29 protein-coding genes and 1 tRNA gene are annotated in these 26,121 nt (G+C 71.8%); 16 read left to right on the plus strand and 14 right to left on the minus strand.

All coding sequences use genetic code 11. From position 1 onward, the window contains the following. Positions 1–46 precede the first annotated feature (46 nt). Together ACFVN5_RS01580 and ACFVN5_RS01585 are read right to left on the minus strand one after the other, a co-directional pair. Complete coding sequence (locus ACFVN5_RS01580; protein ID WP_376952881.1) at positions 47–964, minus strand: DNA-3-methyladenine glycosylase family protein; 918 nt, start codon at positions 962–964, stop codon at positions 47–49. Positions 965–1,010: 46 nt separating this feature from the next. Then, positions 1,011–1,490: a universal stress protein gene (locus tag ACFVN5_RS01585; protein ID WP_376952882.1), complete on the minus strand. Its 480-nt coding sequence runs from the start codon at positions 1,488–1,490 to the stop codon at positions 1,011–1,013. Between the two features lie 165 nt (positions 1,491–1,655). Here ACFVN5_RS01585 and ACFVN5_RS01590 point away from each other — a divergent pair, with 165 nt between their 5' ends. The 4 genes from ACFVN5_RS01590 to ACFVN5_RS01605 are packed head-to-tail and all read left to right on the plus strand — an operon-like array spanning position 1,656 to position 3,347. After that, on the plus strand, positions 1,656–1,859 hold the full coding sequence (locus tag ACFVN5_RS01590) for a hypothetical protein (protein WP_376952883.1): 204 nt from the start codon (positions 1,656–1,658) through the stop codon (positions 1,857–1,859). After that, positions 1,852–2,016 carry a hypothetical protein gene (locus ACFVN5_RS01595; protein WP_376952884.1) on the plus strand — a complete coding sequence of 55 codons (165 nt, stop codon included), beginning with the start codon at positions 1,852–1,854 and terminating at the stop codon, positions 2,014–2,016. The genes ACFVN5_RS01590 and ACFVN5_RS01595 overlap by 8 nt, the downstream gene beginning before the upstream one ends. 23 nt (positions 2,017–2,039) lie before the next feature. Then, positions 2,040–2,591, plus strand: a complete 552-nt coding sequence (locus tag ACFVN5_RS01600) for a YbaK/EbsC family protein (protein WP_376952885.1) — start codon at positions 2,040–2,042, stop codon at positions 2,589–2,591. Between the two features lie 51 nt (positions 2,592–2,642). Then, the gene (locus ACFVN5_RS01605; RefSeq protein ID WP_376952886.1) at positions 2,643–3,347 is read left to right on the plus strand and encodes an SOS response-associated peptidase; all 705 of its coding nucleotides are present in this window, start codon (positions 2,643–2,645) and stop codon (positions 3,345–3,347) included. A gap of 34 nt (positions 3,348–3,381) precedes the next feature. On the opposite strand, the gene ACFVN5_RS01610 is transcribed toward ACFVN5_RS01605, so the two are convergent. After that, a complete protein-coding gene (locus tag ACFVN5_RS01610; protein ID WP_376952887.1) occupies positions 3,382–3,762 on the minus strand; it encodes a DUF2255 family protein in 381 nt (126 codons plus the stop codon). A gap of 59 nt (positions 3,763–3,821) precedes the next feature. Between ACFVN5_RS01610 and ACFVN5_RS01615 the strand changes: the two genes are divergently transcribed. Beyond that, positions 3,822–4,163: an ArsR/SmtB family transcription factor gene (locus ACFVN5_RS01615; protein ID WP_376952888.1), complete on the plus strand. Its 342-nt coding sequence runs from the start codon at positions 3,822–3,824 to the stop codon at positions 4,161–4,163. Beyond that, positions 4,160–4,657, plus strand: coding sequence for an SRPBCC domain-containing protein (locus ACFVN5_RS01620; RefSeq protein WP_376952889.1), 498 nt, complete (start codon positions 4,160–4,162; stop codon positions 4,655–4,657). The genes ACFVN5_RS01615 and ACFVN5_RS01620 overlap by 4 nt, the downstream gene beginning before the upstream one ends. 15 nt (positions 4,658–4,672) lie before the next feature. Here the strand turns inward: ACFVN5_RS01620 and ACFVN5_RS01625 are convergent, their stop codons facing one another. Genes ACFVN5_RS01625 through ACFVN5_RS01635 form a run of 3 tightly spaced genes read right to left on the minus strand, consistent with a single transcriptional unit; the run spans position 4,673 to position 6,891 of the window. Beyond that, a complete protein-coding gene (locus ACFVN5_RS01625; protein ID WP_376952890.1) occupies positions 4,673–5,140 on the minus strand; it encodes a DUF3237 domain-containing protein in 468 nt (155 codons plus the stop codon). Then, the gene (locus ACFVN5_RS01630; RefSeq protein ID WP_376952892.1) at positions 5,137–5,604 is read right to left on the minus strand and encodes a MarR family winged helix-turn-helix transcriptional regulator; all 468 of its coding nucleotides are present in this window, start codon (positions 5,602–5,604) and stop codon (positions 5,137–5,139) included. Before ACFVN5_RS01630 ends, ACFVN5_RS01625 begins: the two co-directional genes overlap by 4 nt. A 3-nt stretch (positions 5,605–5,607) precedes the next feature. After that, positions 5,608–6,891 carry a flavin-dependent oxidoreductase gene (locus tag ACFVN5_RS01635; protein WP_376952894.1) on the minus strand — a complete coding sequence of 428 codons (1,284 nt, stop codon included), beginning with the start codon at positions 6,889–6,891 and terminating at the stop codon, positions 5,608–5,610. A gap of 123 nt (positions 6,892–7,014) precedes the next feature. Between ACFVN5_RS01635 and ACFVN5_RS01640 the strand changes: the two genes are divergently transcribed. Beyond that, positions 7,015–8,187, plus strand: coding sequence for a low temperature requirement protein A (locus ACFVN5_RS01640; protein ID WP_376952896.1), 1,173 nt, complete (start codon positions 7,015–7,017; stop codon positions 8,185–8,187). Here the strand turns inward: ACFVN5_RS01640 and ACFVN5_RS01645 are convergent, their stop codons facing one another. Beyond that, on the minus strand, positions 8,188–8,988 hold the full coding sequence (locus tag ACFVN5_RS01645; RefSeq protein ID WP_376952897.1) for an alpha/beta fold hydrolase: 801 nt from the start codon (positions 8,986–8,988) through the stop codon (positions 8,188–8,190). A gap of 77 nt (positions 8,989–9,065) precedes the next feature. Here ACFVN5_RS01645 and ACFVN5_RS01650 point away from each other — a divergent pair, with 77 nt between their 5' ends. Then, positions 9,066–9,284 carry an SCO4848 family membrane protein gene (locus ACFVN5_RS01650; RefSeq protein ID WP_376952898.1) on the plus strand — a complete coding sequence of 73 codons (219 nt, stop codon included), beginning with the start codon at positions 9,066–9,068 and terminating at the stop codon, positions 9,282–9,284. A gap of 34 nt (positions 9,285–9,318) precedes the next feature. Here ACFVN5_RS01650 and ACFVN5_RS01655 read toward each other — a convergent pair whose 3' ends face one another. Further along, positions 9,319–9,888, minus strand: a complete 570-nt coding sequence (locus ACFVN5_RS01655) for an NADPH-dependent FMN reductase (RefSeq protein ID WP_376952899.1) — start codon at positions 9,886–9,888, stop codon at positions 9,319–9,321. Positions 9,889–10,036: 148 nt separating this feature from the next. Between ACFVN5_RS01655 and ACFVN5_RS01660 the strand changes: the two genes are divergently transcribed. Genes ACFVN5_RS01660 through ACFVN5_RS01670 form a run of 3 tightly spaced genes read left to right on the plus strand, consistent with a single transcriptional unit; the run spans position 10,037 to position 11,495 of the window. Then, a complete protein-coding gene (locus tag ACFVN5_RS01660) occupies positions 10,037–10,708 on the plus strand; it encodes a helix-turn-helix domain-containing protein (protein ID WP_376952900.1) in 672 nt (223 codons plus the stop codon). Next, entirely contained in the window at positions 10,705–10,920 is a 216-nt protein-coding gene (locus ACFVN5_RS01665; RefSeq protein WP_376952901.1) for a hypothetical protein, read from the plus strand. The genes ACFVN5_RS01660 and ACFVN5_RS01665 overlap by 4 nt, the downstream gene beginning before the upstream one ends. Then, positions 10,920–11,495: a hypothetical protein gene (locus tag ACFVN5_RS01670; protein ID WP_376952902.1), complete on the plus strand. Its 576-nt coding sequence runs from the start codon at positions 10,920–10,922 to the stop codon at positions 11,493–11,495. Before ACFVN5_RS01665 ends, ACFVN5_RS01670 begins: the two co-directional genes overlap by 1 nt. A gap of 37 nt (positions 11,496–11,532) precedes the next feature. On the opposite strand, the gene ACFVN5_RS01675 is transcribed toward ACFVN5_RS01670, so the two are convergent. The 3 genes from ACFVN5_RS01675 to ACFVN5_RS01685 are packed head-to-tail and all read right to left on the minus strand — an operon-like array spanning position 11,533 to position 17,194. Further along, the gene (locus tag ACFVN5_RS01675; protein ID WP_376952903.1) at positions 11,533–14,154 is read right to left on the minus strand and encodes an NHLP bacteriocin export ABC transporter permease/ATPase subunit; all 2,622 of its coding nucleotides are present in this window, start codon (positions 14,152–14,154) and stop codon (positions 11,533–11,535) included. Continuing rightward, complete coding sequence (locus ACFVN5_RS01680; protein ID WP_376952904.1) at positions 14,151–16,373, minus strand: NHLP family bacteriocin export ABC transporter peptidase/permease/ATPase subunit; 2,223 nt, start codon at positions 16,371–16,373, stop codon at positions 14,151–14,153. Before ACFVN5_RS01680 ends, ACFVN5_RS01675 begins: the two co-directional genes overlap by 4 nt. After that, complete coding sequence (locus ACFVN5_RS01685; protein WP_376952905.1) at positions 16,370–17,194, minus strand: HlyD family efflux transporter periplasmic adaptor subunit; 825 nt, start codon at positions 17,192–17,194, stop codon at positions 16,370–16,372. The genes ACFVN5_RS01680 and ACFVN5_RS01685 overlap by 4 nt, the downstream gene beginning before the upstream one ends. Before the next feature lie 164 nt (positions 17,195–17,358). Between ACFVN5_RS01685 and ACFVN5_RS01690 the strand changes: the two genes are divergently transcribed. After that, positions 17,359–18,003 carry a hypothetical protein gene (locus tag ACFVN5_RS01690; RefSeq protein ID WP_376952906.1) on the plus strand — a complete coding sequence of 215 codons (645 nt, stop codon included), beginning with the start codon at positions 17,359–17,361 and terminating at the stop codon, positions 18,001–18,003. A gap of 37 nt (positions 18,004–18,040) precedes the next feature. Here the strand turns inward: ACFVN5_RS01690 and ACFVN5_RS01695 are convergent, their stop codons facing one another. Then, the gene (locus ACFVN5_RS01695; protein ID WP_376952907.1) at positions 18,041–18,595 is read right to left on the minus strand and encodes a phosphatase PAP2 family protein; all 555 of its coding nucleotides are present in this window, start codon (positions 18,593–18,595) and stop codon (positions 18,041–18,043) included. A gap of 211 nt (positions 18,596–18,806) precedes the next feature. Beyond that, positions 18,807–18,893: transfer RNA gene (locus ACFVN5_RS01700), tRNA-Leu, on the minus strand. 369 nt (positions 18,894–19,262) lie between these two features. Here ACFVN5_RS01700 and ACFVN5_RS01705 point away from each other — a divergent pair. Both ACFVN5_RS01705 and ACFVN5_RS01710 read left to right on the plus strand, forming a co-directional pair. Further along, positions 19,263–20,108 (plus strand): HAD family hydrolase, encoded by an 846-nt coding sequence (locus tag ACFVN5_RS01705; RefSeq protein WP_376952908.1) that lies wholly within the window; start codon positions 19,263–19,265, stop codon positions 20,106–20,108. Then, positions 20,105–22,615 (plus strand): glycoside hydrolase family 65 protein, encoded by a 2,511-nt coding sequence (locus tag ACFVN5_RS01710; RefSeq protein WP_376952909.1) that lies wholly within the window; start codon positions 20,105–20,107, stop codon positions 22,613–22,615. Before ACFVN5_RS01705 ends, ACFVN5_RS01710 begins: the two co-directional genes overlap by 4 nt. A 10-nt stretch (positions 22,616–22,625) precedes the next feature. Here the strand turns inward: ACFVN5_RS01710 and ACFVN5_RS01715 are convergent, their stop codons facing one another. Beyond that, positions 22,626–24,050 carry a hypothetical protein gene (locus ACFVN5_RS01715; protein ID WP_376952910.1) on the minus strand — a complete coding sequence of 475 codons (1,425 nt, stop codon included), beginning with the start codon at positions 24,048–24,050 and terminating at the stop codon, positions 22,626–22,628. Positions 24,051–24,834: 784 nt separating this feature from the next. Here ACFVN5_RS01715 and ACFVN5_RS01720 point away from each other — a divergent pair. Further along, complete coding sequence (locus tag ACFVN5_RS01720) at positions 24,835–25,575, plus strand: FhaA domain-containing protein (RefSeq protein ID WP_376952911.1); 741 nt, start codon at positions 24,835–24,837, stop codon at positions 25,573–25,575. Next, positions 25,572–26,120, plus strand: coding sequence for an FHA domain-containing protein (locus ACFVN5_RS01725; protein ID WP_376952912.1), 549 nt, complete (start codon positions 25,572–25,574; stop codon positions 26,118–26,120). Before ACFVN5_RS01720 ends, ACFVN5_RS01725 begins: the two co-directional genes overlap by 4 nt. The last annotated feature ends 1 nt before the right edge of the window (position 26,121 follow it).

Consider the following 26,121-nt stretch of genomic DNA (forward strand, 5'->3'; position numbering starts at 1 on the left):
TGTCGGGGTGAGGCGGGTCGGCGAGGGTGCGGCGGGGGTACGGCGGTCAGATCGCCCGGTGGTCGACGAACGACATCCGCGGCCCGCGTCTCGGGCGGCCGCGGACGCCGGCCTCCTCGAGCAGGCGCACCACGCGGTAGCGGTGACCGGCCCAGGGCGTCATCGCCTCGAGCATCTCGTCGTCGGTCATGTCGCGGCCCCAGAGCGCGTGGCCGAGGTAGTTCGAGAGGTGGTAGTCGCCCACCGAGAGCGCGTCGGCGTCGCCGAACGCGCGCTGGGCGACCTCGGCCGCGGTCCACGCGCCCACGCCGGGCATGAGGGTCAGGCGAGCCGCGGCATCCGTGGTGCTCATGCCCGCCGCCTCCTCGAGGCGCGACGCGTACCGGGCGGCGTTCACGATCGTGCGAGACCGCCGCGGGTCGACGCCGGCCCGGTGCCACTCCCAGGACGGGATGGATGCCCAGCGGGACGGCGACGGCGCCACCCGCATGCGGCGCGGCGTCGGACCGGGCGCCTCGTCGCCGAATCGCCAGACGAGCGTGCGCCACGACTCGTGCGCCTGCAGCGTGATCACCTTCTGCTCCAGGATCGCGGGCACGAGCGACTCGAACACCCGACCGGTGCGCGGGATGCGCAGGCCGGGGTTGCGCCGGTGCGCGTCGTCGAGCAACCCGATCCGCGGCGTGAAGGTCGCGGGGTCGTCGCGTTCCCCGAGCACGTCGGGCGCCGTCGCGACCGCGGCCTTCGCGCCCGGTCCCCACGCCTCGCAGCGCAGCACGTCGGCGGCGGGCTGCGTGAAGCGCAGCGTCGCGACGCCCTCGTCGGTGCGCGTCGTTCGCCAGACCACGCCCGAGCCGTCACGGTGATACGTGGGGTCGGCCGGCCCGCGACGCAGGGTGCCGATCGTCTGCAGCAGGTCGGTCGGATGCCGCGGGCTCCAGGTCAGCTCGTGCTCGGCGATCACGCGTCCAGTGTGCACCACCGCGCTGACAGCCGGCCGCGGCATCCGCTCACCGGCCGTGCACGACGAGGACCGGGCAGTGCGCGTGCTCGGCGCACGCCGAGCTGACCGACCCGAGCAGGAGTCCGGCGAAGCCGCCGTGCCCGCGGCTGCCGAGCACGAGCATCTCGGCCGAGGTCGACTCGTCGATGAGCACCTCGGCCGCTCGCCCGCGACGCGTGCGGATGCCGAACCAGTCGGGCGCCTCCCCCTCGAAGACCTCCTCGGCGGCCCGCTTCACGATCTTCTCGGCGTCCTCCTCGGGCGTCCAGTCGGGTGTGGGGTAGTAGCCGCCGTACATGAACGACGGGTAGTTCCACACGGCGAGCGCCCGTACGCGCAGGTCGAGACGCGGCGCGAGTCCGACCGCGTAGCGCAGGGCTGCGACCGAGGACTCGGAACCGTCGACCCCGACGATCATCGGCGGCGGTCCGGGCTCGGGCTCGTGGTGCCGCTCAGGCGGGTGCGGATCCCGAAGGCTCTCGGGCATGTTCGCATCCTCCTCGGGGCGTCGGTGCGCCGCAAGAGGTCGCCGAGCGGAGTCGCGCTGGGCCGACGCGCGTGCTGCATACCCCGCCGACCCGCGCCCGGCAAGGCCCTCGACGCCGCGGCGGCAGGCGACCTAGCGTCGACGCATCCGTGCGAGAGGAGTCCCATGTCCGACCCCGAGATCACCCCCACCCGGCCCGAGGACGGCCCGGGCGAGAACCCCGACGACGGCAGGCGTCCCGACGAAGGCCGGCCGAGCGGCGACGAGATCCCGCTGCCCGAGGAGGTCCCCGCCGGAGACGAGACCGTCGCCGCGGACACCGCCTCGGGGGGTGCACCCGAACCCGCGCGAGACGACGCCGATGAGTGAGCGGAACGACCGCGACGACGAGGTCGGCGAGATCGTGGACCCGGCGGACCTGCCGGCACAGGTCGAGGTCTCGGAGCACGACGGCGTCACGCGCATCGACATCGCGGAGGACGCCCAGACGCGGCCCGGGGAGCCCGATCCGCCGGGACCACGCTGACCGTCGACGCGTAGGCTCGCTGCATGCGCTTCGGAACGCTCGACTTCGTGCCCGCTCTCGCCCGTCCCGACCTGCTCGCCGCCTCGACGGCCGAGGCCCTCGCCGCGACCGACGCCGAGTCGACGACGGATGCCGGGGGCGCCCTCGTCGCGGAGATCGACCCGGGCCTCGCCGACACGGCCGCCTTCTGCGAGCACTACGAGATCTCGATGGCCGACGGCGCCAACTGCGTCGTCGTGCAGGCCCGCCGCGGCGAGCGCACCTGGTACGCCGCGTGCCTCGTGCGCGGCTCCGACCGGGCCGACGTGAACGGCGTCGTGCGGCGCCACCTCGACGCACGCAAGCTCTCGTTCGCGTCGATGGACGACGCCGTCGCCCAGACCGCCATGGAGTACGGCGGGATCACGCCGATCGGGCTGCCCGCCGACTGGCCGCTCCTCATCGACGAGTCGGTCGCGACGCACGAGCGGCTCATCATCGGCAGCGGCATCCGCGGGTCGAAGCTGCTCGTGCCGGGGGCGTTCCTCGCGGCGCTGCCCAACGCCCGGGTGCTCGTGCTGGCGCAGGGCGCCTAGGACCTTCCCCCACGGGTACCCCGTGTCGGCGGCCGGGTGCAGACTGGCAGCATGTGCGGACGCTTCGCGAACGACGCCAAGGTCGACGAGATGATCCAGGAGTTCGTCGCCGAGGGCGGCGACTACCGCGACTGGAGGCCCTCCTACTCGATCGCGCCCACGCAGGTCGTGCCGATCGTGCGCGAGCGCAAGAACTCCGACACGGGCGAGGTCACGCGCTCGGTCGACGCCGCGGTGTGGAACTTCCATCCCTCCTTCATGAAGGACTCGAAGCGGCCGCAGTTCAACACGCGCATCGAGACGGTCGCCACGAACGGACTGTGGAAGGGCGCCTTCGCCTCCTCCCGCTGCCTCGTGCCGATGCGCGGCTACTACGAGTGGACGGGCGAGCCGGGGAGCAAGCAGGCGTGGTTCCTGCACGGCGATGCCCCCCTCCTCGCCGCCGCCGGCATCTACACGGCGCGCAAGGTCGACGACGAGTGGGAGGTCTCGATGTCGATCATCACCCGCGAGGCGAAGGATGCCTCGGGCGAGATCCACGACCGCATGCCGGTGTTCCTCGAGCCCGACGTGTGGGACGAGTACCTCGCTCCGGTGAAGCTCGACGACGCCGGCAAGGCGGACATGGTCGCGCTGCTCACGGGCGAGTCCGACAAGGTCGCGTCGTCGATCTCGAGCTACGAGGTCGACCGCAAGGTCAACAACTCGCGCACCGCGAACCCCGACGACGCGACGCTCATCGAGCCACTCGACTGAGGGGCGCGCGGCGCCGCGAACGCCGTACGTCTCGTCAGTCGCGCGCGTCGAGCCGCAGCGTGAGCGGATGCACCCGCTCGCCCACGACCGTCGCGACGATGCGCGGGCTGCTGATCGGGTCGTACTTCGCGTGGTACTCGTCGTCGATCGTCTCGGGGTCGGTGCCCGAGGCATCCGCGAAGTCGACCTCGCGTTCGACGCCACCGGCGGAGATCCGGCCGCGACCACGGGCCAGCGCGTTGACGTACCAGGGGTTGTCGGGCCCGTACGCGCTCCGCACGAAGAGGTCGTCGCCGACGCGCGCAACCCAGATGATGATCGGCTTGCTGAAGCTGCCGTCCCGGCGTCGGGAGGAGACGCGCAGCTCCTCCGCTCCCCCGATGCGGTCGAGCTCGTCGCTCGTCCAGGTGCTCATGCGTCGATCCTGACACCGGGCCTTGACAGCGGCGACCCCCTCGACGATAGTTAACCATAATGTTAACTAAGGAGCTCGCCGCCGAGGACGACCGGATCAGCCGGGTCTTCGGGGCGCTCTCCGACCCGATCCGCCGCGCGATGCTCTCGCGGCTCGCGCAGGGCGAGGCGACGGTGGGCGAGCTGTCGGCGCCGCATGCGGTGAGCGCTCCTGCGATCTCCCGGCACCTGCGCGTGCTCGAGTCGGCCGGGCTCATCACCAAGGGCCGCACCGGCACCTGGCGACCGTGCCGCCTCGACGTCGACGGGCTGCGCGCCGCCGACGCGTGGATGGCGCCGTTCCGCGAGTTCTTCGAGGACCGGTTCGACCGCCTCGCCGCGCAACTGGAGGAGGAACGATGACGACCACCGACCGGGGCTTCACGATCACCCGACTGCTCGGCGCCCGACGCGAGGCGGTCTGGCGCGCCTGGACGGATCCCGCGCACCTCGGCTGGTTCTTCAACCCCGACCACGACCCGGGCGCCGATCCGGTCGCGGTCGACCTCCGGGTCGGCGGCGCCTGGCGGCAGCGGATGGTGATCAGCGACGACACGTCCTACGTCACGGGCGGCGTCTACCGCGTGATCGACCCACCTCGGCGGCTCGTGTTCACCTGGGGTGCCGTGGGCGGATGGCCCGAGCTCGACCCGGCCGACCCCGAGGCCGCCGAGGCGCCGCTCGCGACCGTGCTGCTCAACGACCTCGGCGAGCGCACCGAGCTCGTGTTCCGCCTCGAGTTCCCGGCGGACGTCGACACCGAACGGCTGCAGGCATGGCTCGCCCGCGGCGTGCGCGAGGGCTGGACGGACACGATCGACCGGCTCGTCGTCGCCACCGGGGCATCCGTGGGCTGAGGCCGGCCCGACGCATCATCGCACGCGGTACGCGTCGTAGACCACGCGGTCCGCGCTGCGCGCGGCGGCCGCGACGAGCAGCGAGTCCTGCAGATGACGCAACTCGGGGATCGAGGTCTCGACGGTGACGACGATGCGGAAGTAGTAATCGGATGCCGCGACCGGCGCTCTGCGCAGCAGCGCTTCGAGCACGTCGGGCGGGCCCGAGCGGACGCCGCGCGTGCGCAGGTGCAGCAGGCCGCCGTCGGCGGTGCGCGCCGAGTACCTCGTGTCGATCTCGAGCACGCCGTCGTCGTGCACCACCTGCCAGTCGGCGCCAACGGGCAGGAGTTCGGCCTCGACGCCGTGCAAGAGGCGCCCGCCGAGGATGGGGATCACGCGGCGGTGGCCGGCGCGCGTGACGCCGTGGTCCTCGACCTCGCCGGCGACGACCTCGGCGCGGAACACCCGGTCGAGCCCGGTGGGCGGCGGTTCCGGGATCATCGGGGGCCTCCTTCGGCGCGGTGGTGCGACGCGTCCTCGACGGCGTCGCGCAGTCGCTCGAGTGCGGGCAGGGCGGCGTCGAGGGCGCGCCGGTCGTCGTCGCTGAGCCGTCCGAGCACCTCGGCGAGCACGTCGGCGCTGGCCCGGTCGAATCGCGCGAGCAGGTCGAGGGCCCGATCGGATGCCGCGACGACCACGCGGCGGCGGTCGTCGGTCGCGCCCCGCCGCGTCACGAGCTTCGCGCGCTCCATGTCGCGCAGCAGGTTGCTGATCGTCGGGCGGCTGAGGCCCAGCTCGTCGGCGAGTTCCCCCGGAGAGGACTCGCGCCCGGCGGGAAGTGCCCGGAGGACCTCGATCTGCGCGTCGGGGATCTCGGGCAGGTGCTCGGCCGACCTGGCGACCCGCAGCAGCGAACGTCGGAGCGGTGAGATGAGGCTGCCGAGCCTGGCGGCGGTGTGCGGCATCCGTCACACCCCCTGCGAGGACGTCGCCGACGCGCTGAGCGAGGATCGCTCGTTGAGGCGCGTCGGGTCGAAGCCCGCGGCGACCTTGTAGTCGCGAGCGATGTGCTCGAGCTGCACCTGCGGGATCACGTCGTGGATGTCGGCGAAGCCGCCCGGCGCACGTTCGTAGGCGAGCTGCATGACCTGCTCGGGTCCGAGGCGCCGGGTCATCTCGAGCAGGCGTGCCGTGGCCGGGCGGCGCTCGTCCTCGTAGGCGGCGAGCGCGCCCTCGACGGTCGGCTCGGTCGCCAACCGGTGCGCGAGGGTGCGCGCGTCGAGGATCGCCTGCGAGGCGCCGTTCGACCCGTTCGGGTACATCGCGTGCGCCGCGTCGCCGTGCAGCACGGTGCGCCCGAACGTCCACCGCGGGATCGGGTCGCGGTCGACCATCGGGTACTCGAGGATGCGCTCCGCCGAGGCGATGACCGACGGCACGTCGAGCCAGTCGAACCGCCAGTCGGCGAACAGGTCGACGATGGGCGCGGGGTCGACCGGGCGGTTCCAGTCGGACTGCGCCTCGGCGCCCTCGGCGGCGCGGCGTTCGGCGATGAAGTTGACCCGCGACCTCCCGGCCGGGGCATCCGGTGCCGCCAGCGGGTACGCGACGAACTTCTGCTCGCCGTCGCCCGCCATGATCATCGTGCGGCCGTCGAGGTAGGCGGGCACGACCGCCGTGCCGCGCCAGAGCACGAGCCCGTTCCACACGGGGTCGCCCTCGTCGGGATGGTGCTGCCGGCGGAGCGCGGAGTGGATGCCGTCGGCCGCGACGATCACGTCGGCCTCCATCGAGACCGTCGCACCGGATGCGTCGACGAAGCGCGCCACATCGGTGCGGCCGTCGCCGGCGCCATGGTCGACCGCGATCAGTCGCAGGCCCTGGCGTACCGTGCCGGCGCCGAGTCGTCGCTCGACCTCCTCGACGAGGAGCAGCTGGAACTCGCCGCGATGCACCGACAGCTGCGGCCAGCGATAGCCGGCCTCGAGGCCGCGCGGCTCGCTCCAGATCGGCTGGCCGTGGCGGTTGAAGTACGCGAGCCGGCCGGGTGCGACGCCGATGCCCGCCACCTGCTCCCCCATGCCGAGCTCGCTGAGCTCGCGCACCGCGTGCGGCAGCAGGTTGATGCCGACGCCGAGGGGCCGCAGCTCGCGCACCCGCTCGACGACCTGGATGTCCCGTTGTCCGGCGGCGTGCAGGCTGAGGGCGGCGACGAGTCCGCCGATCCCCGCTCCGACGATGACGATGCGCACTGGGGGCCTCCTTGCTCCATGGTGCAAACAGTTTTGCCACAAACGCATCGGCACTGTCAAGCGAGCGGATGGCGCGGCTAGTGTGTCCATCACCGCGATCCCGCGCGACGGGAGGGGGACCACGTGACCAGCGAGGCAGCACGGTTCGAGGGGGCCGTCGATCGCGATCCGTCGCGCGCGCACTGGATGGAGCTGTTCTTCGACCTCATCTTCGTCGCGCTCGTCGGCCAGCTCGCGCTCGGACTCCACGAGCATCCGAGCCTCGAGACGCTGCTGCTCTTCACGGCGCTCTTCGCGTCGGTGTGGTGGTCGTGGGTGAACCTGACGTTCACGGTGAACGTCATGCCGTGGCTCACGCGCAAGCAGCTCGCCGTCGTCATGCTCGCGGCGATGTTCGCGGTGGGGGCGATCGCGGTCGCCGCGCCCGAGGCGACCGGCGACCGGGCCTGGCTCTTCGCCGCCGGCAACGCGGCGCTGCGGTTCGTGCTGCTCGGGCTCTGGATCTCGCAGTCGTGGGGCGCCGGCACGGCGTCGCGGATCCGCCTGCTCGTCTACAACGGCGTGACCGCGCTGATCTGGCTGGTGTCGATCTGGGTGCCGAGCCCGTGGAACTTCGTGCTCTGGGGGCTCGTCATCGTCATCGAGGTGACGCTCCTCGTCACGAGCAGCCAGAGCTGGGCCGACCGCGTGCTCCCCAACATGAACGTGGAACACCTCTCGGAGCGCTTCGGGCTGCTCGTCGTCATCGTGCTCGGCGAGTCGGTGCTGTCGAGCGTCACGGCACTCGACGACGCGTTCACGGTCGCCTCCGGGCTCACCGCCCTCCTCGGTTTGGGCGTCATCTCGCTGCTCGCCTGGTCCTTCTTCATGTACGGCACGGATGCGATGCGCTCGGGGCTCGAGCACCTGCGGGAGGCGGGCGACTACCGGGCGATCCGCGACACCGTCGGCTTCCTGCCGTTCCTCATCGTGGTCGGCGTCACCGCGATCTCGGGCGCGCTCGTGAGCGCGATCCACGATCCGGGCGCGCCGCTGCCCGCGGCATCCGCCATCTCGCTCTGCGGCGGCATCGCGATCTTCTACGCGACGAACGCGATCATCTCGCTGCGCTTCGGACGGCCGCTCGGCGTGGTGCTGCGCTGGGCGGTGCCGGCGCTGGTGCTGACCCTCGCGCTCGTGCTCGCGTCGCTCGTGCTCGAATCCGGGCTCGTGATCCTCTGCGCCGTCGGCGTGCTGGCGATCATCGTGCTGATCGCCGAGCTCGCGGACCGGGCGAAGCCGAACGTCGCGACGTGATCAGTCGCGCTCGTCGAAGAACTCGATCGCGGCCTTCCGGAACACCCGCGACCCCGGCGCGTTGAAGTGGTGCCGGTCGGGCAGCTCGACGAACGTGCCGTTCGGCGTGGCCGCGGCGAGCGCCCGCGACCGCTCGAGGATCGCGTCCTCCGAGCCCGTGGCGAACAGGATCCGCTGCTCGGGCGGGTTCGACGGGTCGGGATCGGCGTCGCCGAGCCGCATCCCCTCGGCGAGTGCGATGAGCGCGCGCAGGTCGTTGCCCGCCACGCGCTCGGCGAGCGTCACGTAGTTCTGGGTGACCTTGTCGTCGACCGGGGTGCCGTGCTCGGCATAGGCGCGGGCCTGGTCGATCTGCAGGCGCGCGAGCGGACGCCCGTCGGGGATGCCGCCGAGCACCGCGCGCTCGACGTGGTGCGGCACCTGCACGGCGACCTGCCAGCCCACCCGCGCGCCGAGCGAGTAGCCGGCGTAGAGCACGGTGTCGAGCAGGTACGTGTCGAGCACGTTCACGATGTCGCCGACGAGGGCGTCCATCGTGTACTCCGCGGGGTCGTGCGGCTTGTCGCTCGCGCCGTGTCCCCGCTGATCGACGCCGAGCACCCGGAAGCCCGCGCGGGTGAGGTCGCGCACCCACCCCGTGCTCACCCAGTTGTCGCGGCAGCTCGACGCGAACCCGTGCACGGCGAGCACGGTCGGCGCATCCTCCTCGCCCCAGAGGTACGTCGCGAGGCGGTGTCCGTCGGCGCACATCACGTACTGCGGCGACGGCATCTCGGTGAGGGCGGGGATCGCGTCGATCATGTCGGCCATTCTCCCCCTCGGCCGCGGCCGGCGGCCTTTCGGGCTTCACACACCGACGCGGCGCCTACGATCGCAGGGTGTCCGCTCCCGTGCTCGCCGCCGTCCTGCTGTTCGCCAACGCGCTCTTCAACGTCGTCGCCTGGCCGCGGTTCTATCCGCGCATCGCGAACGATCCGCGCGCCCGCGACGCCGACGGACGTCGCACCCGCTTCTACACGGTGCACGTCGTGCTCATCGTGATCGCGCTCGTGCTCGCCGCGGCATCCGCGATCGCCGGCGTCGTCGTGCTGCTCTGAGCCCGCGCGACCGACGACCGCGGGCGGAGTCGCCTCACTGCCTGGGCAGGACCGTCAGGACGCGCTCGATGTGCACGCGGAACTCCCGCATGAACTCGGTCAGGAACGCCTCGGTGCTCTCCTTCGCGATGCCGCCGTCGTCGGTGAACACCTCGGGCGAGAACTGGATGTAGGCCTCGGGCGCGGTCATCTGCCGCGCGTTGCAGAAGCTCAGCACCGCGCGCAGGCTCTGCTGCGCGACGGCCGTGCCGATCGAACCGACGGATGCCCCGATGACGGCCGCCGGGATGTGGTCGAACGAGTTCTGGCCCCATGGTCGTGAGGCCCAGTCGATGGCGTTCTTCAGGGCACCTGGGATCGACCGGTTGTACTCGGGCGTGACGAACAGCACGGCATCCGACCGTCCGATCGCCGCCTTCAGGTCCATGGCCTCGGGCGGGTAGTCGTCGTCGTAGTCCTGGCTGTAGAGGGGCAGGCGCCCGATCGGGATCTCGGTGAACTCGAGGTCCGACGGCGCCACGCGGATGAGCGCCTTCGACAGCACGCGGTTGATCGAGGTCGACGACAGGCTCCCGACGAAGTAGCCGACGCGGTAGGTGGGCATGGTCTCTCCTCACTCTCCGTCGCCACGCTACGGCGAGGGGCGCGCGAGCAGCAGAGGGTTGCGGATGCCACGACGACGACCCTCGCGATGCATCCAAGCTTCCAAAGAAACGCTTGCAAATACTCCTTTGCAGCGATATCTTTGCATCATGAGCGAGCACGACGAGACCCCGAGACTGCATGAGGCGGTGCTCGATGCGGCGGCCCTGCGGGCGCTGGCGCACCCGCTCCGCATCCGCATCCTCGACGAGCTCTCGGCCTATGGCCCGCTCACCGCGACCGGCCTCGCCGATCGGCTGGGCGAGTCGAGCGGCGCCACCAGCTACCACCTCCGCCAGCTCGAGAAGCACGGCCTCGTGCGGGAGGTGAAGGGCCGCGGGACCGCGCGCGAGCGCTGGTGGGAGCGCCGGCCCGGCGGCATCGCCACTCCCGACGCCCGCGTCTTCGCACCGGGCAGCGCCGAGCGTCTCGCGACCCAGCTCATCACCAACGAGTGGGAGCGCGGACGCCAGCAGAACTACCACGAGTTCCTCGCCGAGGGCGAGGAGGCGTTCGGCCGCGAGTGGATCGACGCCGCGACGAGCGACACGGTGAACCTCCGCCTCACGGCCGACGAGCTGCGCGCGGTCGCGCGCGACGTCGAGGTCGTGGTGCAGGGCTACATCGACCGCTTCCGCGGCAACCCCTCACCGGGCGCTCGCCCGGTGCAGCTGCACCTCAATGCGTTCCCGCTCGTACGGGGCGCGGCATCCGACGACGACGCGCCGACCGAGATCGACGCACGAACCGAACACGACGCACGAACGGAGGACCCGTCATGAGTGCCACCCTGACCCGCCCCGCCTCCCCCGCCACGGGGATCGCCGCCGCCGCCATCCGCGCCGGCCGCGCGCTCGAGGCCTGGGGTCGAGCACACGCCGTGCGCCGTCGCGCGCAGCACCTCGAGGCGATCCGCCTCGCCGGCGAGGCCACCGAGGCCCGTCGCCGTCACGACGCGCTCATCGCGTCGACCACGCACGCGCCGCTCATCTGATGCGGATCACGGTCGCGGGCACGCACGCGAGCGGCAAGAGCACGCTCATCGCCGACTTCCTGGCGGCCCATCCCGAGTACGAGCACGAGCCCGAGCCGTACGAGTGGCTCGACGAGAACCTCGAGGCGCCCGACGCGGGCAGTTTCTTCCGCCAACTGCAGCTCGCGGTGCGGAGTTCGGGCGAACACCCTCCGGGCGCGCGAGTGATCGCCGAGCGATCGCCGCTCGACTTCCTCGCCTATCTCATGGCCCTCGACGAGCTCGGACGCAGCGGCCGGTCGGCCGGCCTCACCGCACGGGCCGAGCCGCTGGCGGCGGCAGGAATGCGCCACGTCGACCTGCTCGTCGTGCTCCCCCTCGGGTCCGGCCCCGATCGCATCGACGTCGACGGGTCCGAGGATCCCGCGCTCCGCGAGGCGATGAACGACCTCCTGCTCGAGCTCGTCGACGACGCCGGCCTCATCGGCGAGCACACGACCGTCGTGGAGGTCTCCGGCTCCCCCGCTCGGCGGCTCGCGGCGCTCGAGGCCGCCGTCGCGGCATCCGTCGCAGCCGATGACCTCAGGCGTGGATGAGGCTCGCCGACTGGCAGGCCCCTGTCGCTGCACGACGTCAGGCCAGCTGCCGCCGCGCCTGTGCGGCGAACCGACCGTCCAGCGCCATGAGCTCCTCGTACGTGCCCGACTCCATCACGCGCCCGCGCTCCAGGTAGTAGATGCGGTCGGCGTCGACCACCGTGCTGAGCCGGTGTGCGATGACGATGCGGGTCGCGGCCAGTCCCGCGAGGCTCTCGGCCACGATCGACTGGGTCGCGTTGTCGAGGGCGCTCGTCGCCTCGTCGAAGAGCAGGATCCGCGGGTCGCCCGCCAGCGCCCTCGCGATGAGCAGTCGCTGGCGCTGCCCGCCCGACAGCGTCGAGCCGCCCTCCGAGATCGACGTGTCCATGCCCATCGGCATCGCCTCGATGTCGGCGGCCAGCCCGGCTGCCGCGGCCGCTCGCCACGCGTCGTCGACCGTGAGGTCGACCGCGGAGCCGATGATGTTCGAGCCGATGGTGCCGGGCAGGAGCTCCACCGCCTGCAGCACCACTCCGAGCTGCCGCCGCACGGCTCGGACGTCGATGCCCGCGAGGTCCTGGTCGTCGTAGAACACGCGTCCCTCGTCGGGCTCCTCGAAGCCGAGCAGGAGCCGACCGAGCGTCGACTTGCCCGAACCCGACGGCCCGACGAGGGCGATCGAGCCGCCCGCCGGGATCCGGATCGACACGTCGTCGAGCACCAGCGGCCCGTCCTCCTGGTAGCGGAACGAGATCCGGCTGACCTCGACCGTGCCGCGGAGGCGACCGGGATCGGATTTCGCGAGGTCGTGCTCGGGCGGCTCGGTGATCACCGGCAGCACCCGCTGCAGGCCGGGGACCGTCCGCAGGACCAGGGTGGTCGACTGGGCCATCGCGAGCACGGCGACGACGACCTGGCCGTATGCCGCGTTGACCGCGAGGAACACGTCGGGCGCCACGGGCTGGGCCTGGCTCAGCCCGACGACCGCGAACAGCACGATCGACGACACCACCGGGAACACCGCGCTGACGACCGCCACGAGGTTCTCGACGGTCCGCACGCCGTTCCAGCGCTCCCGCTTCTGGCTGAACGACGACGCCCACGACTGGAAGGCCTGCTCCTGGGCGCCCGCGACGCGGAGCTTCCCGATGCCGCTCACGAACTCGAGCAGCATCCCGCTCAGCCGACCGGAGACGCGCTCGACCGCGCGCATGCGCCGGAGCTGCAGCCGGCCGGCCAGGAGCATCGTCAGCACCAGGGCCCCGATCAGGACCGTGGCGATGATCCCGAACGTGACGCTGTAGTACCAGATGAGTCCGAGGCTGACGAGGGAGAACACCCCGCCGAGCAGCGACGTGACCGCCGTGCCGCTGATCAACTGCACCACGGTGCCCACCGAGGTCACGCGGAAGGCGAGATCGCCGGCGGTGAAGCGACGGAAGAACGTGGTCGGCAGCGAGAGCAGGCGGCTCCAGATCGCCGGGCCCAGGTAGCGGTCGACCCTGCCCTGGATGCGGAGCACCGCGATCGCCGTCGTGAGCTGGAACGCGGCGCCGGCCAGCGCGGCGACGATCAGCGCCAGCGTCAGCTGCAGCAGCTCCGACAGGTCCGCCTCGGGGATGACGCTGCCCACGATCAGCCCGGTCACGATCGGGACGGCCAGCGCGAGCAGGGCGGTCGCGAGCGAGGTGGCCACGAGGCGCGCGAGGTCGCCCCTCGACTCGGCGAGCGCGCTCGTGACGAGTCGGCCGATGGACAGCGGGCCGTCGGGCAGCGGGCGGTACACGGCGAAGGCGCCGGGCTCGACCCCCGCCGCACGCCGCTCGTCGACGGCCACCCGCGTCCCGGCCGCCGTGTCCACGAGCTCGTACCGTCCCGACCCGACGGGCAGGATCGCGACCGGACGATGTCCGTCGGCGAGGAAGCCGAGCATGGGACCGGAGTCCTCCCGCCACCATCCCGCGCTGAGCGCCACCCGTCGGGTCCGCACGCCGGAGGCGCGCGCGAGCCCCTGGAGCGGATCCTCGCCGGGCGTGCTCGGTGGGGTGGGCACGCTCGCCACGCCCTGTGCCCTCGCGACGACGCGGAACGCGCCGAGCAGCGGGTCCTCGCCCGTGGGTCGTCGCAGCGACCCCTCGTCCTGCCCCACGAGCGCGCCGAGGGTCTCGAGCCCGTCGGCCATGGCGCCCTGGTGGTTCCTCCGCTGCAACTGGACCCGCTCGGCGTCGTCGCGGAACCGGCGCTCCCGGACCAGCGAGACCGCGCTGCCCAGCCGCTCGTCTGCGCCTTCCCGCTCGCCCGGTTCCGCGGCCCCCTGGGGCGCGTCGGCCGGTGCGAGGGCGTCGGCGAGCTCGCCGAGCCACCGCCGGCGGCGATCCCGGTCCGCCTGGGCGGCGATCGCATCGCGACGCACGGCCGAGTCGGCTCCGCCGACGGCGATGAGGCGGATGCCGCCCGCCCGCGTCTCGTCGACGCCGAACATCGTCGTCCCGGTCATCGCCGTGCCGACGTGCAGCCGCGGCCCGTCGCCCTCGCGGCCGACGGCGAACATCTCGATGGTGCCGCGGACGACCTGCCACGACGCCTCGGGTTCCGACAGCGCGAGCGGCCGGTTGGCGCCCAGCTCGAGGACGTCGCCGCCGTCGGGCGTGCGAGCGGTCTCCTCGACCCCCGTCATGTCGGCACCGTGCCGTCCGCCGCGAACAGGCTGGCGTAGGCGCCGCCGCGGCCGATCATCTCGTCGTGGGTCCCCCGCTCGGCGATGCGTCCGCGATCCATGACGACGATCTCGTCGCAGTCCCGGATCGTGCTGAGCCGGTGGGCCACGATGAGGGTCGTGCAGCCGCGTCGTCGGATGTTGCGGTCGATCTGCTCCTCGGTGGTGGGATCGAGCGCGCTCGTCGCCTCGTCCAGGATGAGGATCCGCGGCTCGCCCACCAGGGCGCGCGCGATCTCGAGCCGTTGCGCCTCGCCGCCGCTGAAGTTCGATCCGCTCTCGCGTACCGTCGTGAGGTAGCCGTCGGGCCGGCGGGCGATCTGGTCGTGGATGCAGGCATCGTGCGCCGCCTGCACCACGCGGTGCTCGGGGATCGACGTGTCCCACAGGGTGAGGTTGTCGCGCACCGTGCCACTGAAGAGCGTGATGTTCTGGTCGACGAGGGCCAGGGACGTCGTCACTGTGTCGCGCGGCCACTCGTCGCGCGGCACGCCGTCGAGGAGGACCTGCCCGCTCCACGGGCGGAAGAGGCCCGACACCAGTCGGGTGATCGTGGACTTGCCGCTGCCCGAGCCGCCGACGATCGCGACGCGGCTCCCGGGCCTCACCACGAGGCTCACGCCGTCGAGCAGCGGCGCCTCGAGCGGGCTGTAGCCGAAGGTCAGGTCGCGGAGCTCGAGCCACCCCGTCAGGCGCACGGGATGCGTCGCGGCCCCGGTCGAGCTCGGAGGCGACGGCGGGTCGGCGAGGTCGTCCACCGGGTTCGTGAGCACGTCGTCGAGCCGTTCGAGGTCGCCGCTGATCTCCTGCAGCGTGCCGCCGAGCTGGACGAACCGGCCGATCGGCTCGGTCGCGCGGGTCATCAGCAGCTGGAACGCGATCAGGGTGCCGAGGCTCATCGCCCCCGTAACGACCGTGAGCCCGCCCCAGCCCAGGATGGCCGCCGTGGTCAGCGCGGCCAGCAGCGGCGGCACCACGAACAGCGGGAGCGACGCCATGCCGAGATGCTGCGCGCCGCTGACGGTCTTCGCGTGCAGCCCGGCGATCCTGGCGAACAGGTCGGACTCGCGCCCGGCGGCCTTCACCGACTCGATCGACCGGATGCCGCTCATCGCGCTGCCGAGCAGGGCGCCCCGGTCCTGGAGCACGCGGAGGTTCTCGTCGCGTCGACGACGTCCGACCGCCCGCAGCAGTAGCACGTTGACGACGGCGGCGGCCACGCCGACGAGCGTGAGTCCGGGACTGTAGCCCGCCATCACGATGAAGTAGAAGACCACCACGACCGAGTCGATGAGCACGGCGGCGACCTCGCTCGACAGCAGGACGGCGACGCGGTCGTTCCGGGAGACCCTGCCCGAGACCTCGCCCGGCGATCGCTGGGCATAGAACGACACTGGAAGGCGGAGGACGTGCCAGAGGAACACGCCCGAGCTGTGCAGTGCGAGCTTCGTCTCGAGTCGCAGCAGGTAGTGCTGGCGCAGCACGCTCAGCACGAGGATGACCAGGGCGGCCCCCGTGAGCAGGCCCAGGAGTGGCCAGATCGCACCCGGCTGCTCCTCGACGAGCACCTGGTCGACGAACGCCTTCGTGGCCACGGCTGCGGCGAGGCCGGGGATGACGAGGAGCAGGCCCGCGAGCACCGCGAACAGGAGTCCGCCCATCGAGTGCCGCACGCGGCGGGCGAGGGCGGCGAGCACGCGCGGCGGCGTCCCGCCGGTCCGGAACCCGTCGCCCGGGCGCATCCGCAGCACGACGCCGGTGAACGACCGATCGAACTCCTCGTCGGTGACGGTCCGCGTGCCGTGCGCCGGATCGTTGAGGAACCAGCGCCCCGGGGCGTACCCCTCGACCACGACGAAGGTGTTGAACCCCCAGAAGACGATCACCGGAAGGTCCTCGGCGCGCAGCTCGTCGACCTCCTCGTCGACCTCCACCGCCTCCATGCCGTAGGCGCGCGCGGCCTGCAGGACGTTGGCCACCGTGACCCCGTCGCGCGAGACGCCGCTCGCCTGGCGCAGCTCGGTGAGCGGCACCCATCTGCCGTGGTACGCGAGGACCATCCGGAGCGACGCGGCACCGCATTCCGTCGCGTCCATCTGCAGCACGGTCGACGTGCGCACCCGACGTCGGCGAGGTGGCTCGAGCACCCGCCCGGTGGTCGCCCCACCCTCGTCGTTCATCCCGCCTGCCGATCCGAGGGGAACAGCAGCGAGATGGGTGGTTCGACGGCCGTGATCACCGAGGCGTTGATGAGCGTGCCGGGGATCAGCGGTTCCGGCGGACCCTCCCCCGACGTCCACGCGTAGCCCGACGGCGTCGACGCCGGGGTGAGCGTGACCTCGACCTGGATGACCGGTGCGCCGCCGACGACGATCTCGGTGATGTCGCGGTTGTTCAGCAGGGCGTTGACGCCCTCCCTCGTCGCCGGATAGCTCCCGACCCGTTCCACCGTGCCGAGCAGCAGCCCGTACTGCTCCGATGGGATGGTGGTCACCGAGATCTGCACCGGCATGCCCTCCCTGATCGGCTGGCGACCGCTGACGGGTACGTAGATGAAGCAGTGCAGGTCGTCGTCGTCGGGCTGGATCGTCACGATCGGTGCACCCGCCTCGATCCGGTCGCTCGGGAACGCCAGCATCTCCACCACGCGGCCGTCGTTCGCGGCCGTGACCGTCGTCTCGCCGGCATCCGCCGTCTCGACGGCCGCCAGCGGATCGCCCGCCGCCACGTCGTCGCCCGGTGCGACGAACACCGCCGTGACCTGGCCCGCCTGCGGTGACACGCTGTCGAAGGTGCCGTACTGCGTGAGCAGCACGCCGGCGCCGGGGAACGTGGTCTGCACGCTGCCGACCAGGCACCACACCACGAAGGCGACGAGCAGGAGCCCCACCGCGGCGAGGGCGATCCAGCTGCGGGGCCGGGTGACGCGCACCGCGGTGTCCAGCTGCTCAGGACTCGAGAGGTGCGCGACAGCGTTCTTGCGGTACGTCGGTGAGCTCACGGCATCGCCCCTCCGAGTCTCGAGCGCGAGGTCGGACGCGCTCGTAACCTGCATCACGGGTCACCACCGACGATGCCAGAGGGATGCTCGAGCGGTCGCTCCGCCACGCGCGGACCGCCCGCGTGCCCCGAGAATCTCGACGTCGGTCCAGTGAAGGGACGCATGTGAGGTCGATCTGGACCGCGGCGCGAACGCGCCCCATCCTGCTCGTCGCGGTTGCCGCGTTCATCCTGCTGGCGGTCGCGACGACGCTCGTCGTCACCCTCGGCGGGGGCGCCTCATCTGCGCTCGAGCCGACCTCCATCCCGACCTCGACCGAGGCCTCCCCGACACCGAAGCCGCGTGCGACGCCGACCCCGACGCCCGCACCCACGCCGGCTGCGGGCGTCGTCGAGGCGCCGCCGGCCCCGGCCCCGGGGCCCGTACCGGAGGACGCGGCGCCCGAACCTGCCCCGGCACCTGCCCCCGAGCCCGCCGCATGGCCGCCGCCCCGCGGCGCCACCGAGTTCGGATGGGTCGGAGGGGGCGACTACGTTCAATGCCCCGACATGACGGGTGACCAGGTCGTGGTGAAGGACTTCTACTGGACCGCCCCCCACGCGACGACCGTGGAACTCTACGTCGCGATCACGAACCGGGACGCGCAGGCGACCGACGGCTACACACTGGTGGCCTCCGTGCAGGGCCCCTCAGGTGTCGCGGGAGTCCCGATCGCCTGCGGAGCGGGCAACTCGTACACGATCAAGATCCTGACGATGAATGCCGCCGGCTCTGCCGCCACCCACATGTGGGGCGGCATCGGCCTCTAGCCGAGCGCATGGGACGCCGGGCCGCCCCGCCCGCCGCCTACGACGACAGCAGTTCCCGCCGGACCACTCCGGCACTCCAACGCCCGAGCAGCACACCGGCCACGGTGTCCGAGACGTGGTGCTGGCCGCGGTAGATCCGCGAGAGCGCGATGGCCCCCGGGATCCCGTAGCGCAGCAGCGGCCCGAGGACTCGGCTGCCCCGGACGCCGTGGCGGTCGAGCAGGTCGGCGAGCGTGGTGTGCAGCGCGACGGCCGCCGCCGTGTGCCCCGAGGGGAACGACGACGTCGCGTGTGGGTGCTCCGGCCGCCACACGCCCTGGGGTCGCGGCCGGCCCACGAGCGCCGCTGAGCCGACGAAGCAGGTCGTCTCGAGCGCGAGCGCAGCAGCGGGGGCGGCGGCGGAGCGCCAGTCGCGCGTGAGCCACCATGCCACGCCGCACCAGAGCGCCCCGTTCGCGATCGTCTGCGGCACCCCCGAGTACCAGGAGAGCGGAGCGGTGACCCGATCGAGCAGCTCGCGCGACTCGGTCGGATCGATCGGCGCGCCGTCGTCGACTGGTCCGTGGCCCAACGCCGCCTGCAACGCGCGCACGGGCCGGTCCTCGAGGGGATCGTCGCCGCCGACCAGCCGTGCGACACGACCGGCCGCAGCGAGGACGGCGATCGCTCCGAGCCCCGGGAGGACGAAACGAGCGGAGGACCCGGTGCATGCCCGCAGCCTAGTCGGCGCGTGTCGGCCACCGCGGCTCCGCCACCGAGGTGGGGAAAACGGCCCGGGTCGATGACCCGGGCCGTTTCGCTTCTGGTGCGCAAGGGGGGAGTTGAACCCCCACGCCCTTTCGGGCACACGGACCTGAACCGTGCGCGTCTGCCTATTCCGCCACTTGCGCATGCTGCGACGCACACAGGTGCGAACCAGCCAACCGAGACTAACATCTCGTCGCGGCGATCGCCATTCGGCGCCACCGCGCCGGCAGCACCCTCCCGAATGCAGGAAGAATCGCCCGACACGCCGGCCGCAGGAGCTCGACACGCCGCACCCGGGCCGGAACTTCCTGCAGAAGCCCCTGCCCCCCGGCGGAGGGCCGCCCATGCTCCCAGACCCGATCCCGACCCGCAACCACCCCGGCAACGTGGCACCAGGCCCTCGCGCTGACCCTCGATGCGGCCCTAGCATCGACAGAGGTTCTGGCGCCCGCACCGACCGAAGCGACGAGACGTTCCCCCCCACGACGCGACGAGACGAAAGGATCGCCCCCGTGACCCATTCCCCCATCGCCCCCGAGGCGGCCGACCTCAGCGGCATCCGCGGCTACCTGTTCGACCTCGACGGGGTGCTCACGCCCACCGCGGTCGTGCACATGCACGCGTGGTCGCGGCTGTTCACGCCCTTCCTCGAGTCGCATGGCGCGAAGCCCTACTCCGACGACGACTACTTCGCCTACATCGACGGCAAGCCGCGCTACGACGGGGTCCGGTCGCTGCTCGCGAGCCGGGGCATCGTCGTCGACGAGGGCGAGGTGACGGATGCCGCGACCGCCGACACGGTGCACGGCCTCGGCAACCGCAAGAACGACGCCTTCAACGCCACCCTCGCCGAGGAGGGCGTCGAGCCCTATCCGGCGAGCGTCGTGTTCCTCGACGCGGTCACCCGCGCAGGCGCGAAGGTCGCCGTGGTCTCGAGCTCGAAGAACGCGCCCTCGGTGCTCGCCGCGGCCGGCCTCGCCGACCGGTTCGAGATCGTCGTCGACGGCGCCGTGGCCGCACGCGACGGCCTGCCCGGCAAGCCCGAGCCCGACACGTTCGAGCGCGCCGCAGAGCTGCTCGGCCTCGACACCGCCGAGTGCGCCGTCGTCGAGGATGCGGAATCCGGCGTGAAAGCCGGCGCGGCCGGGGAATTCGGTATCGTCATCGGGGTCGACCGCGGCGTCGGCCGCGAGGCCCTCCGGGAGCTCGGGGCCGACGTGATCGTCGACGAGCTCGACGAGCTCATCCCCGCCGTCGAACGCGCGGCCGCGGCATCCGGCGCCGCATCGGACGACGCCCCCACGAACGCCACCGCCGCCCCCTCCCCCACCCCCAGCACCCGAGAGGAACCTGCATGAGGTTCGCCGACCACGACCCGCTGAACCGCAGCCGGTTCCCCATCGACGAGTGGGCGCTCACCGAGACCGAGTTCGGCGTCGATGACATGGGCCGCACCGAGACCCTGTTCGCCGTGGGCAACGGCTACCTCGGCCTGCGCGGCAACGTCGAGGAGGGCCGCGACGGCCACATGCACGGCACGTTCGTGAACGGCTTCCACGAGACGTGGCCCATCCGCCACGCCGAGGAGGCGTTCGGATTCGCCCGCGTGGGCCAGACGATCGTGAACGCGCCCGACGCGAAGGTCATCCGCCTCTACGTCGACGACGAGCCGCTCGTCATCACCGTCGCCGAGATCCTCGCCTACGAGCGTCGGCTCGACTTCCGCCTGGGCTCGCTCTCCCGCTCGATCGAGTGGCGCACCCCGTCGGGCAAGCGCGTGCTCATCACGAGCCGGCGCATGGTGTCGTTCACCGACCGGCACCTCGCGCTCATCGACTACGAGGTCGAACTGCTCGACGCGGATGCCGCGGTGACCATCTCGAGCCAGATCCTGAACCGCCAGGACGGCCGCGACGAGTACCGCTCGGGCGTGCAGGAGCCGCAGGGCGCCTTCGACCCGCGCAAGGCGGAGCAGTTCACCGAGCGCGTGCTGCAGCCGCGCGTGAAGCGCGCGGAGGGCTCGCGCTACATGCTCGGCTACCAGTGCACGAACTCGGGCATGACCCTCGCGATCGGCGCCGAGCACTCGATCGAGACCGAGAACGAGTTCACCGAGTCGGGCACCATCGGCGACGACCTCGCCAAGCACATCTACCGGGTGCACGCGAAGCAGGGCCAGCCGATCCGCATCACCAAGGCGATCAGCTACCACACGGCTCGCACCGTGCCGGCGCGCGAGCTCGTCGACCGCGCCGACCGCACGCTCGACCGGGCGGCCGAGCTCGGCGTCGCCGAGATCTTCGACCAGCAGCACTCGTGGCTCGACGACTACTGGGCGCGCTCGGACGTCGAGATCGAGGGCCACCCGTCGCTCCAGCAGGCCATTCGGTGGAACCTGTTCCAACTCGCGCAGGCCACCGCCCGCACCGACGGCGACGGCGTCGCCGCGAAGGGCGTCTCGGGCTCGGGCTACGGCGGCCACTACTTCTGGGACAGCGAGATCTACGTCCTGCCGTTCCTCAGCTACACGGCCCCCGTCGTCGCGCGCAACGTCCTGCGGTTCCGGCAGCGGATGCTCGACGCCGCCCGCGGCCGTGCGCTCGAGCTCAACCAGCGCGGGGCCCTCTTCCCCTGGCGCACCATCAACGGCCTCGAGTCGAGCGCGTACTACGCGGCCGGCACCGCGCAGTACCACATCGACGCGGACATCGCCTTCGCGCTCTGCCAGTACGTCGCGGCGACGGGTGACGTCGACTTCCTCGCCCGCGGCGCGATCGACATCCTCGTCGAGACGGCGCGCATGTGGGAGGACCTCGGGTTCTGGCGCACCGGCGCCGACGACGTGTTCCACATCCACGGCGTCACCGGGCCCGACGAGTACACGACGGTCGTGAACGACAACCTCTACACGAACGTCATGGCCCGGGCGAACCTCGCCGCGGCGGCATCCGCCGTCGACAACCTGCAGGTGAACGACCCGGTCGCGTACCACAAGCTCGTCGCCCGCCTCGAGGTCACGCCGGCCGAGGTCGCGAGCTGGCGCCGGGCGGCCGCGCACATGCACATCCCGTTCGACGAGCAGCTCGGCATCCACCCGCAGGACTCCGCGTTCCTCCAGAAGGAGCTGTGGGACCTCGAGAACACCCCCGAGGATCGCCGCCCGCTGCTGCTGCACTACCACCCGCTCGTCATCTACCGGTTCCAGGTGCTGAAGCAGGCCGACGTGGTGCTCGCCCTCTACCTGCAGGGCGACCGGTTCTCGACCGAGGCGAAGCGCGCGAACTTCGAGTACTACGACCCGCTGACCACGGGCGATTCGACGCTGTCGGCGGTCGTGCAGTCGATCATCGCGGCGGAGGTCGGCTACCACGAGCTCGCCATGCGGTACTTCCGCTCTGCGCTGTTCGTCGACCTCGCCGACCTGCACCACAACGCGGCCGACGGCGTGCACGTCGCCTCGACCGGCGGTGTGTGGGCCGCGCTCGTGTCGGGCTTCGGCGGCTTCCGCGACCACAACGGCGTCTTCTCCTTCGATCCGCGACTGCCCGACGACTGGCGCAAGCTCACCTACCGGCTCACGCTGCGCGGCACGCGCGTGCGGGTCGAGCTCGAGCCCGAGTCGATCACCTTCGTCGCCGAGGTCGGCGACGAGGTGCGGGTCAAGGTGCGCGGCGTCGACGTGGTCGTCACGGCGGATGCCCCGGTGACCGTGCCGCTCGACGGCCAGGGCCCCCGGCTCTACGGCGCGCCGACCATGCGCGACGTCACCGGATCGCGCCGCGCGGACGGCACGCTGCTCACCGCCTCGATCCCCACGCTGTCGCTCGACGTCGACGCGGAGGAAACGGCGATCCCCGTGGACTGACGGCAGGCGCTCACCAAGTGGTGAGCGCTGCCTCGGGCGCCTCCCGGGTGCGACCGAGCTGTTGCTCCACTTCCGGCGCGACGACGATCACGGCATCCGGTGCCGCGGCGGCCAGGCGTCGCACCGCCTCAGCCTCACTGCGCGGGCGGTCCACGATCGGAACGGCATCGCCCCAGATCTCGTCGACCACGCGGTACGCCGAGTTCGACCACTGCCCCGTGAGCGAGAACAGCCATTGGTTCTGCAATCGCGCCCGCGTCGACGTGTCGAGCCCCGAGGGCACCAGGAAGTGCTGGGTCTGAGGGTCGACGACCGACGCCGCCAGCAGGAGTTCACGTGCAGCGTCCGATGCGTCCGCGGCCGGCGCGTGGATCTCACGCAGCCAGGCCGCCCGTGCTTCGTATCCCGGCGATCGGCGCAGGGAGACACCCGTCGTGCTGACGCTGACGACGCCCGAGTACACCAGGAGCACGATGACCGCGGCGATCGCGGTGGCGGCGTACAGGGCCGGCCGTTTCAGGACGCCCCGTCGCCCGGTCGGTGCGGTCATCTCGGACGCGGCCCTCGAGCCGTCGGTCGAGAGGACCGCCACGGTCGCAACCGCCAGCACGATCGACGCCAGCTGCACGGCTGTTCCGAGTTTCACGAAGTAGTACCCGAATGTGCCGGTCGCCGCGATCTGCACCGCCGCCACGATCGCGAGCAGGACGAGACCGACGAAGGGAAGTACCACCTCGCCCGCGGTCCGAGCACGATCACCGCCGGGATCGTGCACATGACGTCGGGCCACCGTCCATCCGGCCAGGATGCACAGGATGACGGCGACGACAGGCGGCGACAACATCTCCACTCGCGAGCCGCTGATGAATCCACCGTCGACGACCAGGCGCGAGACCGTCGCAGCCTCGACGGATTCGTCGATGAGGATCTTGAATGCGACCAGACCCCCGATCACTGTGGCTGCGACGAGCCCCGCCATCAGGATCCAGGGTCGCGACGCCGAAGGCCAACGGCGACGGCGCAGCGGAACGACGGCGACGAGGACCGCAGCGACGGCGACGGGCAGGAGAAGCGCCCAGTTGTGCGCGATACCGAGCATCGCTCCGGACAGCGCGAGAAGGGGCGCGAGCGGCCCGATCGTTCGCAGGGGAATCACGATCAGCGGTATGCAGGCCAGCAGCGAAGCAGCCTGCAGGAAGTTGGGGAACCCGTACAGGACCAGGCTCCCGGCTGCCCCGGGACCGGTTGTGAAGCCGATCGTCGCCAACGCGACCAACGGCGAGGCGAGGATGGGCCGGCGCCGCAACTGAGGCAACGAAGCGAGCCCGGCGACGACCGAGATCACCGAGGCGATCGCGATGATCGCCATCGCATGCGTGTAGGCGACGAGTTCCGCCGAGGGGTCGCGGACCTCGAGGCCGACGGTCGTGTCCATGACGGTCGCGGCGAGTGCGTGGAAGCCCTTCGGGTAGTCCGCGTACATCCAGGAACCGAACGGGCCGTCGTCGGCGAGTCCGGTCATCGAGCCCGTCCGGCGGAGCATCTCGGCCATGTTGAAATGCGCGGCGTGGTCCCACCCGTGTGAAAGGACATTGAGTGCGGCCTCTCCGTTCGAGACGGCGAACAGGGGTGCGATCAGCCAGGCGGTGAAGGCGCCGGAAGCGGCCACGAGCCCGTCGACTGCCCGGAACCGAGGGAGGAGGCTTCGCAGCGGGACCGTGCCCGAGACGGCGAGCCCCGCGATGACGCCGACTGTGGCGCCGGCGACGACGCCCAGACGACTCACGGAACCGAGCTCGAAGGGCAAGACCCAGGTCAGTGGCAGCCACCCCAGGATGAGGCACCCCACGAAGAGCACCCGCCTCGATGCCTCTCGGGACGTCGGAAGGGCCATCGCCGCAACCAACCAGATCGCCGCGAGGGGCCACCCGCCGAGGGCGCCGACGAACTGCGCGCCGAGCAGTGCGCCGAACACGGCGAGTCCGACGCCGATCCCGACGATGAGCGACCGACCGGACCTCGCGGGAGCCCCGACGCCTCGGCGCACGCTGGCAGGCATGCGACCACCCTAGGAGGTCGGTTCATGCTCGGGTGCGACAGCTGACGGGCTGTCGCTCGACGTCGACGCCGGCGAAACCGCGATTCGCGTGGACTGACGGCGGTCGTTCACAGCCGCTGCGGCTACCATGACACCATCGACGAACGGGATCGGGAGACCTGTGGGCCTACTGGACAACTTCGAGAAGGGTCTCGAACGCGCCGTGAACGGCGCCTTCGCGAAGACCTTCCGCTCGGGGCTGCAGCCCGTGGAGATCACGGCGGCGCTGAAGCGCGAGATCGACACGAAGGCGGCGGTCGTCTCGCGCGACCGCGTGCTCGTGCCGAACACGTTCACGGTGCGCATGGCGCCGACCGATCATGACCGCATGGCGGGCCTCGGACCGGCGCTGATCGACGAGCTCACCGACCTCGTGCAGAAGCACGCCGCGAGCCAGCGCTTCCAGTTCGCCGGCGGCATCTCGATCACCCTCCAGCCCGACCCCGGCCTCTCCGAGGGCATGGTGCAGGTCGACTCCCGCAACGTGAAGGGCCAGGTCGCCTGGACGCCCGTGCTGGACGTGGGCGGCAAGCGGTACCCGATCCTCAAGGGCCGCACGGTCATCGGCCGCGGCAGCGACGCCGACCTCACGCTCGACGACTCCGGCGCGTCGCGCCGCCACGCCGAGGTGCAGTGGGACGGCACCCGCGCGCGCGTGCGCGACCTCGGCTCGACGAACGGCACCCAGCTCAACGGCGCGCCCGTGCGCGAGGCCGTGCTCGAGCCCGACTCCGTGATCACCATCGGCCGCTCCCGGATCGTCTTCCGCGTGTTGGCCCAGGCCTCCGCGCCCGCCGGCCGTGGCGCCGACCCCGCTACGCAGCGCCACGACATGGGCGGGTTCTGGGGGCCCGGCGAATGAGCGAACTCACCCTCCTGGTCCTCCAGCTCGGTTTCCTCGTCCTGCTCTGGGTCTTCATCTTCGCGATCGTCTATTCGCTGCGCAGCGATCTGTTCGGCCAGCGCGTCCGCAAGCTGCAACCGGATGCCGCAGCAGCCGCACCGGCGCCTGCGGCCGCGTTCCCCGTCGCAGCGCCCGCCTCCGCATCCGCCGTCACCTCGGCGCACCCCGCCGCGCCCGCCTCCGGCCCGGGCGGCGAGACCGCCTCGACCGAGAACGCGACCCGCCTCGTCATCACGAGCGGCCAGAAGGCCGGCGCGGAGTTCCCGCTCGGCCGCGACGAGATCACGATCGGCCGGTCCAGCGACTCCGCGATCATCATCCGCGACGACTACACCTCCACCCACCACGCCCGCCTCATGCTGTGGAACGGCCGCTGGATGATCCAGGACCTCGACTCCACGAACGGCACGTTCCTCAACGGCTCCCGAGTGACCGTGCCGACGCCCATCCCGCTCGGAGCCACCGTCAAGGTCGGAGCGACGACGTTCGAGCTGCGGCGGTAGC

The organism is Agromyces sp. NPDC057865 (genome assembly GCF_042796995.1).
Taxonomy (GTDB): Bacteria; Actinomycetota; Actinomycetes; order Actinomycetales; family Microbacteriaceae; genus Agromyces.

Excerpts from the sequence above, each read along its gene's own strand:
- ACFVN5_RS01585 (WP_376952882.1), bottom strand. The coding sequence starts at position 1,490 with ATGCCCGAGAGCCTTCGGGATCCGCACCCGCCTGAGCGGCACCACGAG.
- ACFVN5_RS01590 (WP_376952883.1), top strand. The coding sequence starts at position 1,656 with ATGTCCGACCCCGAGATCACCCCCACCCGGCCCGAGGACGGCCCGGGC.
- ACFVN5_RS01595 (WP_376952884.1), top strand. The coding sequence starts at position 1,852 with ATGAGTGAGCGGAACGACCGCGACGACGAGGTCGGCGAGATCGTGGAC.
- ACFVN5_RS01600 (WP_376952885.1), top strand. The coding sequence starts at position 2,040 with ATGCGCTTCGGAACGCTCGACTTCGTGCCCGCTCTCGCCCGTCCCGAC.
- ACFVN5_RS01605 (WP_376952886.1), top strand. The coding sequence starts at position 2,643 with ATGTGCGGACGCTTCGCGAACGACGCCAAGGTCGACGAGATGATCCAG.
- ACFVN5_RS01610 (WP_376952887.1), bottom strand. The coding sequence starts at position 3,762 with ATGAGCACCTGGACGAGCGACGAGCTCGACCGCATCGGGGGAGCGGAG.
- ACFVN5_RS01615 (WP_376952888.1), top strand. The coding sequence starts at position 3,822 with ATGTTAACTAAGGAGCTCGCCGCCGAGGACGACCGGATCAGCCGGGTC.
- ACFVN5_RS01620 (WP_376952889.1), top strand. The coding sequence starts at position 4,160 with ATGACGACCACCGACCGGGGCTTCACGATCACCCGACTGCTCGGCGCC.
- ACFVN5_RS01625 (WP_376952890.1), bottom strand. The coding sequence starts at position 5,140 with ATGATCCCGGAACCGCCGCCCACCGGGCTCGACCGGGTGTTCCGCGCC.
- ACFVN5_RS01630 (WP_376952892.1), bottom strand. The coding sequence starts at position 5,604 with ATGCCGCACACCGCCGCCAGGCTCGGCAGCCTCATCTCACCGCTCCGA.
- ACFVN5_RS01645 (WP_376952897.1), bottom strand. The coding sequence starts at position 8,988 with ATGATCGACGCGATCCCCGCCCTCACCGAGATGCCGTCGCCGCAGTAC.
- ACFVN5_RS01655 (WP_376952899.1), bottom strand. The coding sequence starts at position 9,888 with ATGCCCACCTACCGCGTCGGCTACTTCGTCGGGAGCCTGTCGTCGACC.
- ACFVN5_RS01660 (WP_376952900.1), top strand. The coding sequence starts at position 10,037 with ATGAGCGAGCACGACGAGACCCCGAGACTGCATGAGGCGGTGCTCGAT.
- ACFVN5_RS01665 (WP_376952901.1), top strand. The coding sequence starts at position 10,705 with ATGAGTGCCACCCTGACCCGCCCCGCCTCCCCCGCCACGGGGATCGCC.
- ACFVN5_RS01670 (WP_376952902.1), top strand. The coding sequence starts at position 10,920 with ATGCGGATCACGGTCGCGGGCACGCACGCGAGCGGCAAGAGCACGCTC.
- ACFVN5_RS01675 (WP_376952903.1), bottom strand. The coding sequence starts at position 14,154 with ATGACGGGGGTCGAGGAGACCGCTCGCACGCCCGACGGCGGCGACGTC.
- ACFVN5_RS01680 (WP_376952904.1), bottom strand. The coding sequence starts at position 16,373 with ATGAACGACGAGGGTGGGGCGACCACCGGGCGGGTGCTCGAGCCACCT.
- ACFVN5_RS01710 (WP_376952909.1), top strand. The coding sequence starts at position 20,105 with ATGAGGTTCGCCGACCACGACCCGCTGAACCGCAGCCGGTTCCCCATC.
- ACFVN5_RS01715 (WP_376952910.1), bottom strand. The coding sequence starts at position 24,050 with ATGGACACGACCGTCGGCCTCGAGGTCCGCGACCCCTCGGCGGAACTC.
- ACFVN5_RS01725 (WP_376952912.1), top strand. The coding sequence starts at position 25,572 with ATGAGCGAACTCACCCTCCTGGTCCTCCAGCTCGGTTTCCTCGTCCTG.